Genomic DNA, 15,128 nt, shown 5'->3' on the forward strand with positions numbered 1-15,128 from the left:
ATTGGGACTTAGGTCCGATACATAGACTGTTCTGAATATCTTTGATTTTGTAACGATATCAAGTTGATTTTACTGAACTCACCGTAAAAGTAATTTGTTGAGGCTTGCCCTGCAACGACCGTGTAAAGATTGGTTTAGAAACGACAGGAGAATAATGATGATCAACTTTTTCGCATTCATCTATGTGCTGGATTAATGCTTTGATCGCATTTTTATATTGTTCAGGTACTCTCATCACTATTGTTTTTTCATATCGAGTCTTACGGCCAGCACCTTTACGTACACCACCATGCGCCCCTTTATGCTCTTCACTTTTATCTGACATACTTAGAACCTCTTGATTGCGTAACAATATCAAGATAGCTTGATTTAGTTACATAATCAAATAAGGCTTTATAAGTTTGTTGCTCCACAAGTCAAACAGCAATGCATTATTCGATTGTAAAAATAGACTTGCACCTCGATGGTTTACTGCTAATATAACTGTAATTAAATACAGTGGTTTTGTGTTATGCGCGTTATACCTATACCTGCCCATGCGGGCATTACTGGCTTTGAAAGCCCTGCTGCTGAATACTCCCAGTTAGGTATTAGTCTGGATGATTTGTTAGTAGAGCATCCAAGCTCGACCTTTATTGGCATTGCTCAGGGGGAGTCGATGCAAGATGTTGGCATCTTTGATGGAGATATGATCATTGTTGATCGTCTTGAAACTGCACGAAACGGTGATGTGATCGTAGCGAACTTTAATGGTGAGTTTGTGTGTAAAATCTTGGATACCAAGCGTCGTATTCTTCTCTCTGCATATTCTCATGCATCGCGATCACCTAATACCATCTAAGCCGATCACCTAATACCATCCATCGCGATCACTCAATACCATCGATGCCGATCACTTTTCGGTCAAAATAGTATTGAGTGATCGGCTTGAATAGTACCGTTCGTTTTTTGTACTTTTTTGTTTACCAGTAGGTGTTTTTAACCGTTATTCTTTTCATTTTTGATGATGAGAATGACCATGCCAACGGCACCTATTTCAATGCGTAAACTCAAAGAAATTTTAAGACTAAAATACGGCTGTAAACTCAGTCATCGTCAGATAGCAAAAAGCTTATCTGTTTCACCCTCAATCGTGTCTAAATATGCCTGTAAATCAGCAGAGCTAGACATTACTTGCTGGCCGCTTGATGAGAAGTGGGATGATAACTCTCTACAACAAGCGTTTTTCAAAACAAAGCCTCGTTTAAAAGGCTTTACCATTCCTGACTGGTCGTTAGTTCAACAAGAGCTTCGGCCTAAAACCATGACGTTGTTGCTGCTTTGGGAAGAATACAAAGAGCGGCACGCGGAAGGTTTTTACAGTTACACTCACTTCTGCCGTCAGTACAAGGCATGGCTTAAATGCCAAAAACCCTCGATGCGACAAAACCATAAAGCTGGTGAAAAACTGTTTGTGGATTACTGTGGCCCAACCATGAGTATTGTTGATAGAAGTACAGGCGAATGCCGTACTGCACAAGTGTTCGTCGCGGTCATGGGGGCATCAAATTATACCTATGCCGAAGCGACTTACAGCCAGAAACTTGAAGATTGGGTGATGAGTCATGCCCGTTGTTTTGAGTTTCTTGGCGGTGTTCCTGAGCAGATCATTCCTGACAACCTTAAAAGTGCCGTCACCAAACCCTGCCGATATGAGCCTGACTTAAACCCAACCTACCAACAACTAGCGACGCATTACGATACCGTCATTGTGCCTGCAAGACCCTATAAACCAAAGGATAAAGCCAAGGCAGAAGTGGGTGTACAAATTGTTGAACGTTGGATCATGGCACGTCTTCGTAATGAAACCTTCTTTAGCTTGCGTCAATTAAATCTAAAGATTCAAGAATTACTCATCGATTTAAATCAGCGACAAATGAAAAAACATCCTGGCTCACGATTAAGTCAATTTGAAGCCATTGATAAACCAGCGTTAAAACCATTGCCCATGCTGCCTTACAGCTACACCTTAGTGAAACAAGTGAGCGTACATATTGATTATCATATTGAGATTGAAAAGCACTATTACTCAGTGCCGCATACCTTGATCAAGCAAAAACTTGAAGCACATGCCTCAGGAAAATTGGTGACACTCTACCATCAAGGCATACGAGTCGCTGTTCACCCCAGATCATACCGAGAAGGTGCGCATACAACACTTGAGCTACATATGCCTATCGCTCACCAAAAACAACAGCAATGGACACCGCAGCGATTTGAGCGCTGGGCAAGTCAGTTTGGTAAATCAACCGAGCAGTTTGTTATGCAATTGATGCAAGCTAAAAAGCATCCAGAGCAAAGCTACCGTGCTTGTATGGGGTTATTAAGCCTAGGCAAGAAGTTTACAGACCAACGTCTTGAAGCCGCCTGTCATCGTGCATTAGCCACAGGTGTTACTCGCGTAAAACAAGTTAAAACCATCTTAGAAAAAGGCTTGGATAAGCAACCCTTGCCACAAGCTCAGGGTGATTTACTACAAGATATTGATCATAAAAATATCCGCGGCAATAACTATTACCATTAATAAAAACTAACCAATCAAAGGAAATCTTATGAAAAATATCAATCAACAAGTCAATAACCAGTTAAGTAACTTAAAGCTAAGCGGCATACGTGATGCGCTATTACAGCAACTTGAACAACCTAATCTATACGTAGAACAAAGCTTCGAAGAGCGGCTAAGTTTATTGCTTGAGCATGAAATAACGCAGCGTGACCAGCGTAAAATTGACCGCCTAACTCGACAAGCAAAGTTCAGAGTTGGCGGCACGCTTGCTCAACTCAACTATGGCGCAGCACGACAACTCGATAAAACTCAGATCCGTTCATTAGCACAAGGTGAATGGCTTCGCCTTCACCAAAATATTTTGATTACGGGAGCAACGGGGTGTGGCAAAACTTACCTCGCTTGCGCTCTTGGTCAAAACCACTGCCAACAAGGGAGTAGCGTTTATTATTTTAGGCTCAAGGAGCTATTAGAAAAGATGTTCTTAGCGCAAGCCGATGGTAGTTATCGAAAACTGATCAACAAGCTTAGCTCTGTTAATTTACTGATCTTAGATGATTGGGGATTAGAGCCATTAACGGCTCAACAACGTAGTGATTTATTGGAATTAATTGATGCAAGATATGATACAAAATCGACATTAATTGCCAGTCAATTACCGATAGAAAATTGGTATGAAATGATAGGAGAATCGACACATGCTGATGCGATTCTAGATCGACTTGTTCACGGAGCAATAAAGTTGGAATTAAAAGGCGAATCAATGCGAAAAAAACTAAATACCTTGACTGAAGCCGATCACTGAAGCTAGATTTTACGGAGGTCTACTGGCGAACAAAAAAGTGATCGGCTTGAATGGTATTGACCGATCGGCATCATGGTATTACGCACTCTCATCCAATCAGCAATATCAGCCAGTCATTATTCATGAATATGATGATTTTAGTATTGAAGGCGTGGTTACTCGCTCTATTCGATGCCATCGTCAAAGTCCGCTATTGTGTGCAAAGTAAATGTTTGCCCTTGTTGATGCTAATAGCTTCTATTGCAGTGCCGAACAAGTTTTTCGTCCAGATTGGCGCGGTAAGCCAGTTATTGTTCTGAGTAATAATGACGGTTGTATTGTTGCCGCTAATAGGCAAGCTAAAGAAGCCGGTATTCAGAAGTTTTTACCTTATTTTCAAGTCAAAGAGTTATGCACTAGGCGCGGTGTTATTGTTTGTTCTTCTAACTATGAACTCTATGCTGACCTTTCTAGTAAAATGATGAATATCATTGGCCGTTTTGCTCCAGAACAACATATTTATTCTATTGATGAAAGTTTCCTTTCTTTTAAGAACACTTACCCCGCGATTAAGTGTTTACAGACCCAAGGTCAGTTAATCCGTCGTGCAGTATGGAAAGAAGCGAAATTAGCGGTTTGTGTGGGGATAGCTGAAACTCTCACGTTGGCTAAAATTGCTAATCACGCAGCGAAGAAAATTAGGGATTACCAAGGCGTCTGCTTCATGAGTAATGAACAAGAACGTATTTCAATCTTAAAGCAGCTAAGTGCAGGTGATGTTTGGGGAATTGGACGTCGAATAAGTAAAAAGCTTGAGTTAATGAATATCCACACAGCTTATCACTTGGCTTGTATGCCACCTATGTTGGCGAGAAAGTTGTTCAGTATTGAAATCGAGCGTACGGTTCGTGAGCTCAACGGACAAGCGTGTAAAGCGTGGGATGAAGCAAGAGCAGATAAAAAACAGATTTTCTCTACCAGGAGCGTTGGAGAGCGTATAACAGACTCTGAATTGCTATTGCAGGCGTTAAGCAAACATGTCGGCATTGCAGCCGCTAAAGCCCGCAAACAAGGCTCAACCTGTAAAACCATGATGATTTTTGCTAGTAGCTCACCACATGATGAACATCCAGTCAGCTACAAAGCGATAGTCCATTTTCCTTGCTTAACTAATTGTAGTGTAGAGTTAACTCAAGGGATGAGTGGTGCCGCTTCCCAGCTTTTTCGTGAAGGAACACGATATTATAAGATTGGTATCGGGCTCATCGAGCTCGTTAGTGAAACCTATAATCAGCTCGACTTATTTAATCCTCAAAGAGCGAATCCAGCGTTAATGAACACACTTGATAGTATCAACCATCGCTATGGCAGTGATACTGTCTTTTTAGCTGCACAAGGTATAGAACATAAATGGGCTATGCGACGTGACTTACTAACACCTCAATACACCACTAATTGGGCTTGTGTACCTCATATAAAGTGCTGAAAATGATATTTCGGAACGCTGAATATCATTCTTGATACCAGGCCCACTCAAATGGATAACAACTAAAAGTGTTATATGTAACAGTTTCTCGTGAAGCAAAATTTGATGAGGAAAAAGTGTTTATTGGATGACCGTATTGTGCGTTTATATTAAAGTTTGATAATTCTTAATAGTGTTTGATATTTTATAATATAGTTTGATATTTTTTGGCACTTTTGGTGAGGAAACGGGTTCAGGACCAACACATTTCTGCCCCATAACGATTTTCAGCTCGATTAGCCCAAACAGCCTATCTAGCCTAAGTCGACCAAATTTTAGTAATGCTACGAAGTTAGTAGCAATTCACAAAGTTAGGCGTAAACAGTCATGTATTCATCTAACTTCAGCAATGAATGTGCATAATCTGCGGATGCAGATCAATTGGTTGTCACATGTGCTGCTTAATTTGGCGATCAGATATTTACGATCAATTGATTAATTATTGAACACCTGTTGCAATCCCACGTATTTACTGGGGTTACTAAAGGTTAGATGGAAATTTAACTGACTAATCCACAAATAGTGAACATCCCCCCCTTGCAAATCACCGTGAACCTCATTATCTTGGTATAAAACAAACCTGAGAGCACAATATATAGTGTTTTTGCGGGTGGTTGTCACTAAAGCAGACTAACGTAAACCCTGAGAAAGTTAATGTTAGAAGGCTTTCGTCGCGGCGTAAACGCATCGCGTTTACTTCTTGAAGTGAGATTTCGATATCATCTCAGTTTCAATATATGCCAAAGTGCAGTGGCATAGTGAATGTGGCCACCTCGATGAGATGAGATGAAATAGCGTGGCGCATCAGAACTTCATGACGAGCTTAGAAAAATTGAATGAAGAGGAGCAAAAAGTGCACGATTACGCAATATTTGGGCACAATAGGGCTACCATAGGACGATGGCTTGGTGTCGCATCTGTAATTGTGACAGGTGCTATTTCATCGTTATTGGTTTGGCTATACGAAGCAACAAACATAGAAGCATTCGCAACTGCCATAATAACACCAGCCATAATTTATTTCGTTCTTCACTATTGCTTTGATAAGTTTGGTTGGAAAATTCCGTTTTTTAGCATCCCAGATATCAGTGGCATATGGTCTGTAAAAGGCGAGACTCTTAATGAAGACGGTTCTACAAAGTACAACTGGGAAGCTGAAATAGATATCGAACAAACATGGGAACAGATCTGTATAACGCTAAAAACGGCACAGAGTTCAAGCGAAAGCTATACTGCAACTCTCGGTAAAAAATCAGGAACAAAAGGTGGCTGGATACTCCACTATAGCTATACGAATAACCCTGACTCCAATCAATACCATGAATTGAATTCCCACAAAGGTTATTGCGAGTTAGTTTTTAACAAAGAACTAAATCAAGGGGAAGCCGCTTACTTCAACAGTAACGGCAGAAGGACTTTCGGGAAAATGGTTGTAAGGAGAGCTCTGCAATGATCAACTTTGAAAAAAGACTCGAAAATCTAAAAAACCGTCGCCAAGGAACAGCTGAGCGAGATCGACTAGAAAAAGGCATGTATTCGCTCTATGGTGATCTTCGACCGACAGAAGCACATGAAAAGTTACACGAAAATGCCGCGATAAAATATGTGATTGGCTCAATGGCAGCAGTTAGCCCAGAGTCCACACGAGTATCAAAGGACGAAGGTGAAAGAGTCTCATCAACGTTGTTAGAAATGTTAAGAACATCAGGAATCTATGCTGAAGCAAAAATGCAAGGTTCTGTCGCATTGGATATTCATATTGAAGGTCATTCAGATGTAGATATGTTGATACTAAAGTCGGACATAATTACTATCCAAGGCCCAGCATTACCTGAAACCAACTATTCAGCCCCCAGCGATACCAGACCAATGGTTGAGATTGTAAAAGAGCTTAGACTCCAATCTGAAGCGAAACTCACAACTCGATATCACGCAGCTAAAGTAAACACTAGCGGTGCAAAATCGATTGCCCTTAGCGGGGGAAGCCTGAAACGAAAGGTTGATATTGTGCCAAGCAGTTGGCATGACACGCATGATTACCAAAGAACAAAATTGGAGTACTTCAGAGCAGTAAACATTTATGACAAAGACAATCATGCTCTAATTGAGAACAAGCCTTTTTTACACATTAAGAAGGTTAATGACAGGGACGCACAGTACAGTGGCAACCTTAAAAAGGTAACTCGACTAATGAAAAACATTATAGCCGACATGCCTGAATACAAAAAAACTAAAGCAATAAAACTGACAAGTTATGACATTGCTGCAATTGCCTATTCCATGAACGAAAGTTTGTTGTGCAGCCAATACTTACCGTTGACACTACTCGAAAACTTACGGTCATATTTACTAATCATTTCGTATATCGATGACAGAAGAAACTCGTTAATAGTCCCTGATGAGTCAAGAAAGATATTCAATAACGAAGAAAAGGTTGAGGCGCTACGGATACTCTACAATGAAGTAAACGAGCTTGCTGAAGCCGTTCAAAAAGCTATCAACCCATTGAAAGAAAAATATGATGGCGATGTATTAAAGAATAGACAAGTGGTGTTTTTTTAAGAAAAAATATCCATCCTTAGATGGGTATGGCTCTCAGTATGGAGTTAAGCTTCCACTCTTAGATCATAGAAATTTTAATCCTAAGTTCACAAATTAGAGATAGGAATCTAGCTCAGTTTTGTCCCTTTTCAAGTTAGCGTGGCCAACACATTTCTGCCCCTTTATGAGTTAGCACCTGCAATCCACCCAATACAGCACTAACCTATTTATAATACTTTTTCTCATCAGTCGGAAAAGGTAATGTTACTGTTTAGCTACAACGTCTTAGTTAACCAGTGTTTTTATACAATATTATTAGTTTTTACGGATATCTACCGAATATTGCGTATTCAGTTTACGATTTCCTATTGAGTGATAATAAAAAACAGCGTAAATTCAAGTAATTAAAATGCGCATGTTCGGTTTGCAAGAGATACTAGATAAGCAAAGTGTGCATTCTCGTTTTCCCAGAAGGTGTGTTTGGACTAACCGTTGAAAATTTTATAAATGAGAAGATTATGAGTATACACCTTTACTGGTCTAACCTGATAAACGCGCAAGGCGTGTAAACAAATGTTATGCCATTCAAGCTCCGGAGTTTTATGACAAGTTTTTTTAAATATTGCCCAATCCATTCTCATGAATCTTTGGATAAAGAATATTCGTTGATCAATCTTTTCTCGAATCAGGCAACCTTCTCTAGAAGGGAGAACTTCAATGATCTATTTGATTCTAAAGTGTTGATAAAATTGCCTACTAGAGATCGAGTCAGGCGAACCTATCAAAAGCTTTCTGGTGAATCAAAGCGCACTTTCAAACAATTATATATGGGGGCTGACGCCAAGGCTAACTTTGACCTTCTAGTTGGAAAAATTGAAGGTGTTTTGGATTCCTACCTTTTCTATTGCGTAACAGATAATCCCATTAATAACCTTATGTGGTCTCATTATGCCAATTCACATAATGGCTTTTGTATCGAGTGGGAAACAGACTCTATGACACTAGATAAAGTGATATATCAACATCAGCTTCCTACATTAGATTTACTGGAACTATTGGAATCTACAATAGGTTTACGGACACAAGAGGAAATTATTTCTCAGCCTTGGGCTGCTCTAAAAGTAAAGCTAATGGAATGGGAATATGAGCAAGAGTATAGAATTAACCTAAGTCATAAAGCTCAGAGTCTTGTAGTTAAAGACCTCGGAAAATTCGCTTTGGTCAAATTCCAACCAGAATGGATAAAGTCAATAATTTTTGGCTACCGTATGCCCGTTGAAACTAGGGATTATTTACGTAGTAAAATGCTGGAAGGTACTACTTTTCAAGAAGTGGTCATATCTCCAGATAACAGTGGTTTACAACTAAAACGCTTAGCATAACAAAGCGTTTTAGAGTGATTCATCAACGTTACATCGGGAGGTAGAGTGCAGAAATCAGGTCAGGTATCGCCATATTTTTTGTATGATTTAGAGAGATTTCGTATTTTTATCGAATTATCGGAGCAACATTGGAAAGAGGAATCAATTAAGTACAATGAGTCGGATATAGAAACTGATGAAACGACTTGTTGGGATAGATACCAATATCGTAGTGATCTTAGTACTCATTTTCAGGAAATATTTCCTCAATATCAAAAACAATCATACTTGCTCATGCTGGTATCTTTATTTGAAGATTACCTCAATCAACTATGCCACAGTCTGCATTTTGAAAGCGAATTTTGTTGTAGCTTGAAAGAGTATAATGGTTCTGGGATTGAGCGGGCTAAAAAATACTTAGTGAAAGTTGCAAGAGTTAGTGTCCCAACGGGAACAAAGAGCTGGAATCAAATAATTGATGCTCGAGATATTAGAAATATCATTGCTCATAACGCTGGGCATTTAGACAAAGAAGTTCACAAAAAACAACTCCAAATAGTTACTAGAAGTTCAAATTTAGATTCTGAAGAATACGCAAGGGTTAACCTCAATATCAAACAAGTGTATTTGCTTGAGGTAATTGAAGCTATGGAAAATGTTGCTAATGTACTTTGGCGTAATACTAAATAAAATGCCTAATAATAAGAAATTTAAACGGAACAGAAATAGTTGGCTAAGTTTGTCCGCTTAATTAGGTGTACTAGCTCAGACTTGATCTGACAGTTACCCATTTTAAATGGTGTCTGTCAGCTTAGATTTGAGCTAAGTTTTTTTCGGCCCAAATCTGTTTTCCATCGAGTAATGTTTCAAGCGGTGTTCTTCCGCAGCACATTTTACCTTGATGAGTTCGGTTATTGTTGTAGTAATTTATCCATTCGTCTAGATCTTTTTGCAACACTTCTAAACTGTCATAGAGCTTTTTGCGGAACGTAACTTGATAAAACTCATTCAAAATAGTTTTATGAAACCGTTCACAAATACCATTGGTTTGCGGTGACATCGCCTTTGTTTTTGTATGATCGATATCATTTATTGCAAGGTATAACTGATAGTCATGCTGTTCAACTCGACCACAATACTCTGTGCCTCTATCGGTCAATATTCGCAGCATAGGAAGCTCATAATGCTCGAAATAAGGCAGTACTTTATCATTGAGCATATCAGCAGCTGTAATCGGTGTTTTCGTCGTATAAAGCTTAGCGAATGCCACCTTGCTATAGGTATCGACGAAGGTTTGTTGGTATATCCTACCCACGCCTTTTAGGTTGCCAACGTAGAAGGTATCTTGTGAGCCAAGGTAGCCTGGATGCTGGGTTTCTATCTCACCACAGGCTTCATCGTCATGTTTTTTCTTCTCAAGTGCTGTAACCTGAGCATCAGACAAGATGATCCCTTCATTTGCGACTTTTTCTTCTAACGCTTTCAGCCGCTTTTTAAAGTTTTCTAGATTGTGTCTGAGCCAAATTGAACGAACACCACTGCCTGAAACAAAAACACCAAGCTTTCGAAGTTCATTGCTTGTTCTGTGCTGGCCATGTGCTGGGAAGTCTATAGCGTACTTGATAACCGATTGCTCGGTGGTGTCATCAACACGATTTTTAAGATTGGGTGTTCTACGTGTTTTTTCTATTAGGGCGTCAATACCACCATCTTGAACGAGTTCTTGATAGCGATAGAAGGTATCTCGAGATACCCCCATGACTTTACAAGCTTTGGATACATTACCGAGTTCTTCAGCTAAATTCAGTAAACCTGCTTTGTGTTTAATGATTGGATTGTTAGTATGCAACATGAGAGTTACCTTTTGGTTTTGATTAAAAGATTCGACACCTTTATCAAAACGGGTAACTCTCACTTTTTCAAGTGAAATGTCAGATCAAGTCGAGACTAATACAAATTAGGCGTTACCGCACATCCGATTGCCATACTTTTCCTAATCAAAACCTCATGAGCTAGAGACAAATTTCTAGCTCGTTTCTGTCCAAAAGTGAGCTTGAAAATGATCAAACTTTATTATCAAGAAATGACATTCGTCCTCAGATAAATTATCAAACTATTGCGTTGTTACCGCTCATGACAACCTTAATTTTTTATTAAACTTTAATATGGTCATACAACTTGAATTTTGTAACAAGAACCAAAATGCAACCTTCAAGGCATGTTGTCTATTTTATTTAGGGATTATCTATGGCTCAATACAAAACCCCACAAAAAACCAACTATCTCTTGATGAAATACCTGGTTCTGAAGCTTGGAAGCTAGGGCATGGTGGAAAGAGAGCAGGTTCTGGTAGGAAAAAGAGTGCTGTCGAAACAAAGGTCATTAGAGTGCCCATGGAGGTGGTTTCAGAGGTAGAGTCTATGATTGAAATATACAAAAACAACTTAGACTCATGATAGCGGCAGTGGATCTAAAAAATAGTAGTTATTAATTACCTATTCGTACTTAAAAATAAGCATAAACTTAGATGTATTGAAGGAAAGTTAGATAATCACCTTGAAAGCACCGTTATCATTGGGTTTACTAACTTTCCTATCTATATTTTAGTTACATGTACTTTTTTATGGGCGTTATTTCATAGATAAATCCGAAAACGAATTTATACCTTTGAATTAACAATGAATATCAATATTTTAGTTTGCGTGCGGTAACTAATTAGTTAACTATAATCCATTGGGTTTTGTACACCTGTTTGGTGCAAATCTGCAACATGGGTATAGATTTGAGTTGTTTTTACATCATTATGGCCAAGCAATTCCTGCGCGGTTCTTATATCGTGACCACGCCTCAGTAAGTTGGTCGCAAAAGAATGCCTAAAAGTATGAGCGGTAATGCGTTTAGTGATAGTCGCTTTCTGAACGTTGTTGTCTAATTGCTTCTCAATATCCAGTTCCCATCATCATTTCCCCCTTTACGTTACCTACACTGTGTTGATATATCTTCATAATGGGTTTGACGGAATAACAATAATATATGAATAAAAAGCAGTCTAAAGAACTATGTTGAGAAAAATAGGGCTGCTCTAATATATTGATCTTACTTGGTTTATTTTTTACATTTGCCATCGACACGTTTAACGTGCAATTTAAGTTTTATATTTGAATGTAAGAGTCATTAAATTGTTTTACTTCAAAGACATAGCAAATGTAGGATGATATTAATCAATAACTTAAACGTGCGGCTTTATCGGTCGAGCCGTTCAATAAGCTGTTAGCATTCTGAGGACTTAAATGGTCATATTCAAATGATAGAAATCAATCATCGCGTATAATAGTTGTGTGACAATTCACCATTTTGTAGTTTAATTATCCCTTGTAAAATTAATTAAAATTAGTTGTGTTAATGAAAAGAGCAAATGTAAATTTAATGTTTAAATCTTCCGGTGTTGTACTGTCTATATTGTCATTTTATAGTTTTGCTTCATTGAACTGTTCAGGTTTTTCTGGGTGTGAAAGAAAGTATTGTGAGATTGAGCAGCAAATAGAAAGTGCTCAGTTAGCTAATAATCAAAAAAAGATAGAAGGACTAAAAGTTGCCCTAGCGGAAGCCAAGTCCAATTGTAGTGACACAAAACTTAAGCAAGATTTAGCTTACGAAATTAAAGAAACTAAAGATAAAATTGCCGAATATAACTTAGATTTACAAGAAGCAAAGGGAAGTGGCAAGGATAACAAAGTCAGAAAATACCAAAATAAGATTCAAGAAGAAGAGCGTAAATTGGAGTCGCTTCTACAAGAGTTATCCGAATTAGGTTAGATAATGCTAACAAACGCTTCAAGAGGGACAGCCAACGCATGGCATTTTTATTATGCGTTGGTTTTTGTGATTACGGTGTTTGCGGAAGGTCAGTAGTCGCGTTGTCTGCCCCTTAAGCGTGCGTTAACTTACTTAATCATGGAGGATTTATGAACATTAAAAAGTGGATGTGGGAGATAGCGACAATATCGGTTGTCTGTGTATTGCTACTTAACCCAGGGTTAGTGTCTTTAGTTTTGTTTGTTGACGCTGTTGGGCTTGATATATTCTTATTACTTATTGAAGTACAGATAGTGACTGTAAGTGGGTATTATTTTCATACTTGGTTTAAGCCCATATTGATGCCTTTCTATAAATGTTTACTTAAAGTTGACCCCTATTTTTTCATCCCAACGAAGGATTCTGTTGGCAAGTATCCGATGATATTGTGCCATGCAGTCCCTTTTTTGATGTTACTAATTATCGGTGTCACTGTCGCTAAACCAGTTATTGATATGGCGTGACGTAAGTTAACAAGCCTCTGAATTAAGATTTTCCAATGCTTTCATGCCATTTGCAGAGCAAATCGCCAGCCAGTACTTGGTTCACTTATTAGAGGGGCGTTATGTTTTTTATCGAAAGGATTCGTGCATGAATAAATGGTTGTCTAATAAAAGAATCTTTATGCTAGGTTTCTTTCCTGTTCTAGGATTAATTATTACATTCCTTTTAAATTTTATCGCTGGGCCAGGTTATACAACCTCAGTAAATCAAGGTGCTCTTGCTATTTATTTTATGGGGTCTGTCATGTGGTCAGTGTTTGTTTTTTTTACAGGTATATTTATGTACTCAAAATGTAGTTCAATGAATCACATAAAATTTATTCTTGGAGTTTTATCTGTCACTTTTGGTGCCGCCATGCCTTGGATGATCGGTATATCATAGTAATCAAAAACATAACAAAAACATCATGGTGGGAATTTCACTCGCTGAAAAGGCGCTCCTAAAATCCCCATATGTAAAGCGTTAGCTTTTCAGCCGATACCATCAACATAAAAAGGAGTTTATTGATGAAATTTTCATTCCTAATACTTTGTATAATTACTTTTATACCTAAATTTGCATTCGCAGATTATGGGGTACCTTTCATATTTCAAAACTGCTATAAATCGCTAGATTTCGTAACTTTTAAATTTGAGTATGTTAATCATCCTGAACAATTATATGACGAGACTACAAAGGATTTGCCTAACGCTGCTAGGAAAGAACTAGAAGATAAAGGTGTAATATATCCAGGAGTAATAGATACAAGTATTTGCCAATTAGATAATGCCACCATAAAGGTATGGTTAGAAAAAGAAAAGCTACTTTCACTTAGTATTAATGGTGTAACAAAAGTTAATAATATACCTATTAATGGTGGAGCTATTTTCTTTGATAAACTTATTATTGACGGGCATGGTTATCCAAAAGGTGCAGATAAGGGGGGTTTAAGTTTTTGTTTTTTTGGTCCTAACAAAGAGCGCTCTGTCACAAGAGAGTATTTCCATATCTATCAGCAGTATCCAAGTGCAGAGGTAATAGATATGAAGCGCCTTGAAAAAGAAGTAAATGACAGAAATAACTGGGAAAAACCTAGTTATTACCAAAACTGTGATGGTTTTGAACGGTATATTACGGGTGGTTTATAAAAAGCTAACAAGTTGCTAAAGCGGACAAAAAACAGTTGGCTTTTGCTCGTTCTTCGCTAATTATAGCCAACAATTTTTCGCCGCTTAGCAAGGCGTTATGTGTTTTCAATGGAGTTGAATCATGAGTCATAATCAGAAAAAGGCATTTTGGGTTATCTTTATTATGTTTTGCTTTGGAGCTACTGCAAGTATCTATCCTCAAGGGGCATTTGATAATATTGGCATAGGTGGTTCAATAATAATGACTGCTTTTTATCTTATCGTTGCCATATTTATTAAAAAGTATGTAAAATCTAATGCCAAAAACATTGAGAAATGGTTTCAAAAATAAACACATAACACATATGAGCCTCCCGCCAGTCAATAGGTGAGCTTAACTTATTTGACTGCTCTTGCAGTCAAATTCAAATCAATCAACAAATTCATCTACTTCGTATGTCGGTTAGCTGTCAAATCATCGTGCTCTTAGAAATCAAAGCATGCAAACACATATAGAGGCTCTCTTAATGCGATCTTATCGCTGCCTGATGTTTTTAAGGTTTAACTCAGTCGCGGTTAAGTTGTATTGGCTGTTGGTGTTAACCACATGACCTTTGAGCATGGCACCGTGACGGACAATTTTCATTCGGCGACGTAACAAGTCGCGTGCAGCGCGCATTTCACTTGGATAATCATAAGCTATCGGAAAGTTACCACCACGCAGTAATGAGGCAATTTTAAAGGAATCGACTTTATCATTTTTGGTTTTACCGCCGTGAATGGCCTTCATATAAAGCGCATGACCTAGTACAAAATCAATCCCAAGTTCAGCACACCAATCTGACACCCAATACCAGCAATGCATGCACTCAACGCCGACAATCACATTGCCGATATAGGGTTCTAG

General features: G+C 38.4%; 14 protein-coding genes and 4 pseudogenes. 14 read left to right on the forward strand and 4 right to left on the reverse strand.

Annotated elements, in window-relative coordinates; all coding sequences use genetic code 11:
- Window positions 1-58: 58 nt before the first annotated feature.
- A complete protein-coding gene (locus tag H5123_RS16145; protein ID WP_182698625.1) occupies window positions 59-325 on the reverse strand; it encodes a hypothetical protein in 267 nt (88 codons plus the stop codon).
- A gap of 186 nt (window positions 326-511) precedes the next feature.
- Here H5123_RS16145 and H5123_RS16150 point away from each other — a divergent pair.
- The 9 genes and pseudogenes from H5123_RS16150 to H5123_RS16185 all read left to right on the forward strand — a co-directional run.
- A pseudogene (locus H5123_RS16150) lies at window positions 512-805 on the forward strand (S24 family peptidase); the annotation flags it as partial.
- 213 nt (window positions 806-1,018) lie between these two features.
- Entirely contained in the window at window positions 1,019-2,563 is a 1,545-nt protein-coding gene (gene istA / locus H5123_RS16155; RefSeq protein WP_182698642.1) for an IS21-like element ISShfr5 family transposase, read from the forward strand.
- A 28-nt stretch (window positions 2,564-2,591) separates the two neighbouring features.
- Window positions 2,592-3,350 (forward strand): IS21-like element ISShfr5 family helper ATPase IstB, encoded by a 759-nt coding sequence (istB, locus tag H5123_RS16160; RefSeq protein ID WP_182698627.1) that lies wholly within the window; start codon window positions 2,592-2,594, stop codon window positions 3,348-3,350.
- 85 nt (window positions 3,351-3,435) lie between these two features.
- Window positions 3,436-3,558: pseudogene (locus tag H5123_RS20690) on the forward strand (S24 family peptidase); the annotation flags it as partial.
- Entirely contained in the window at window positions 3,559-4,815 is a 1,257-nt protein-coding gene (locus H5123_RS16165) for a Y-family DNA polymerase (RefSeq protein ID WP_182698628.1), read from the forward strand.
- Window positions 4,816-5,668: 853 nt separating this feature from the next.
- Window positions 5,669-6,307: a hypothetical protein gene (locus H5123_RS16170; protein ID WP_220487667.1), complete on the forward strand. Its 639-nt coding sequence runs from the start codon at window positions 5,669-5,671 to the stop codon at window positions 6,305-6,307.
- The gene (locus H5123_RS16175) at window positions 6,304-7,416 is read left to right on the forward strand and encodes a hypothetical protein (protein ID WP_182698629.1); all 1,113 of its coding nucleotides are present in this window, start codon (window positions 6,304-6,306) and stop codon (window positions 7,414-7,416) included. The genes H5123_RS16170 and H5123_RS16175 overlap by 4 nt, the downstream gene beginning before the upstream one ends.
- Window positions 7,417-7,997: 581 nt before the next feature.
- Entirely contained in the window at window positions 7,998-8,777 is a 780-nt protein-coding gene (locus H5123_RS16180) for a DUF2971 domain-containing protein (protein WP_182698630.1), read from the forward strand.
- Between the two features lie 45 nt (window positions 8,778-8,822).
- Window positions 8,823-9,446, forward strand: coding sequence for a hypothetical protein (locus H5123_RS16185; RefSeq protein ID WP_182698631.1), 624 nt, complete (start codon window positions 8,823-8,825; stop codon window positions 9,444-9,446).
- A 121-nt stretch (window positions 9,447-9,567) separates the two neighbouring features.
- Here H5123_RS16185 and H5123_RS16190 read toward each other — a convergent pair whose 3' ends face one another.
- Together H5123_RS16190 and H5123_RS16195 are read right to left on the reverse strand one after the other, a co-directional pair.
- Window positions 9,568-10,608, reverse strand: coding sequence for an IS481 family transposase (locus tag H5123_RS16190; protein ID WP_182698632.1), 1,041 nt, complete (start codon window positions 10,606-10,608; stop codon window positions 9,568-9,570).
- Between the two features lie 867 nt (window positions 10,609-11,475).
- Window positions 11,476-11,700, reverse strand: a pseudogene (locus H5123_RS16195) (tyrosine-type recombinase/integrase); the annotation flags it as partial.
- Window positions 11,701-12,158: 458 nt separating this feature from the next.
- On the opposite strand from H5123_RS16195, the gene H5123_RS16200 reads away from it, so the two are divergent.
- From H5123_RS16200 to H5123_RS16220, 5 genes are all read left to right on the forward strand, one after another.
- Window positions 12,159-12,572, forward strand: a complete 414-nt coding sequence (locus tag H5123_RS16200; RefSeq protein ID WP_220487668.1) for a DUF1090 domain-containing protein — start codon at window positions 12,159-12,161, stop codon at window positions 12,570-12,572.
- Window positions 12,573-12,721: 149 nt separating this feature from the next.
- Window positions 12,722-13,075, forward strand: coding sequence for a hypothetical protein (locus H5123_RS16205; RefSeq protein WP_182698633.1), 354 nt, complete (start codon window positions 12,722-12,724; stop codon window positions 13,073-13,075).
- A gap of 127 nt (window positions 13,076-13,202) precedes the next feature.
- Window positions 13,203-13,496, forward strand: a complete 294-nt coding sequence (locus H5123_RS16210; protein ID WP_182698634.1) for a hypothetical protein — start codon at window positions 13,203-13,205, stop codon at window positions 13,494-13,496.
- Between the two features lie 125 nt (window positions 13,497-13,621).
- Window positions 13,622-14,242, forward strand: coding sequence for a hypothetical protein (locus tag H5123_RS16215; protein ID WP_182698635.1), 621 nt, complete (start codon window positions 13,622-13,624; stop codon window positions 14,240-14,242).
- A gap of 121 nt (window positions 14,243-14,363) precedes the next feature.
- Window positions 14,364-14,573 carry a hypothetical protein gene (locus tag H5123_RS16220; protein WP_182698636.1) on the forward strand — a complete coding sequence of 70 codons (210 nt, stop codon included), beginning with the start codon at window positions 14,364-14,366 and terminating at the stop codon, window positions 14,571-14,573.
- Between the two features lie 186 nt (window positions 14,574-14,759).
- On the opposite strand, the pseudogene H5123_RS16225 reads toward H5123_RS16220, so the two are convergent.
- A pseudogene (locus H5123_RS16225) lies at window positions 14,760-15,128 on the reverse strand (transposase); the annotation flags it as partial.

The sequence above is a fragment of the Shewanella sp. SR43-4 genome, assembly GCF_014163845.1.
GTDB classification, from domain to species: domain Bacteria; phylum Pseudomonadota; class Gammaproteobacteria; order Enterobacterales; family Shewanellaceae; genus Shewanella; species Shewanella vesiculosa.

Coding starts and splice junctions, on each gene's coding strand:
- H5123_RS16145 (WP_182698625.1), bottom strand. CDS start 325: ATGTCAGATAAAAGTGAAGAGCATAAAGGGGCGCATGGTGGTGTACGT.
- istA (WP_182698642.1), top strand. CDS start 1,019: ATGCCAACGGCACCTATTTCAATGCGTAAACTCAAAGAAATTTTAAGA.
- istB (WP_182698627.1), top strand. CDS start 2,592: ATGAAAAATATCAATCAACAAGTCAATAACCAGTTAAGTAACTTAAAG.
- H5123_RS16165 (WP_182698628.1), top strand. CDS start 3,559: ATGTTTGCCCTTGTTGATGCTAATAGCTTCTATTGCAGTGCCGAACAA.
- H5123_RS16170 (WP_220487667.1), top strand. CDS start 5,669: ATGACGAGCTTAGAAAAATTGAATGAAGAGGAGCAAAAAGTGCACGAT.
- H5123_RS16175 (WP_182698629.1), top strand. CDS start 6,304: ATGATCAACTTTGAAAAAAGACTCGAAAATCTAAAAAACCGTCGCCAA.
- H5123_RS16180 (WP_182698630.1), top strand. CDS start 7,998: ATGACAAGTTTTTTTAAATATTGCCCAATCCATTCTCATGAATCTTTG.
- H5123_RS16190 (WP_182698632.1), bottom strand. CDS start 10,608: ATGTTGCATACTAACAATCCAATCATTAAACACAAAGCAGGTTTACTG.
- H5123_RS16200 (WP_220487668.1), top strand. CDS start 12,159: ATGAAAAGAGCAAATGTAAATTTAATGTTTAAATCTTCCGGTGTTGTA.
- H5123_RS16205 (WP_182698633.1), top strand. CDS start 12,722: ATGAACATTAAAAAGTGGATGTGGGAGATAGCGACAATATCGGTTGTC.
- H5123_RS16210 (WP_182698634.1), top strand. CDS start 13,203: ATGAATAAATGGTTGTCTAATAAAAGAATCTTTATGCTAGGTTTCTTT.
- H5123_RS16215 (WP_182698635.1), top strand. CDS start 13,622: ATGAAATTTTCATTCCTAATACTTTGTATAATTACTTTTATACCTAAA.
- H5123_RS16220 (WP_182698636.1), top strand. CDS start 14,364: ATGAGTCATAATCAGAAAAAGGCATTTTGGGTTATCTTTATTATGTTT.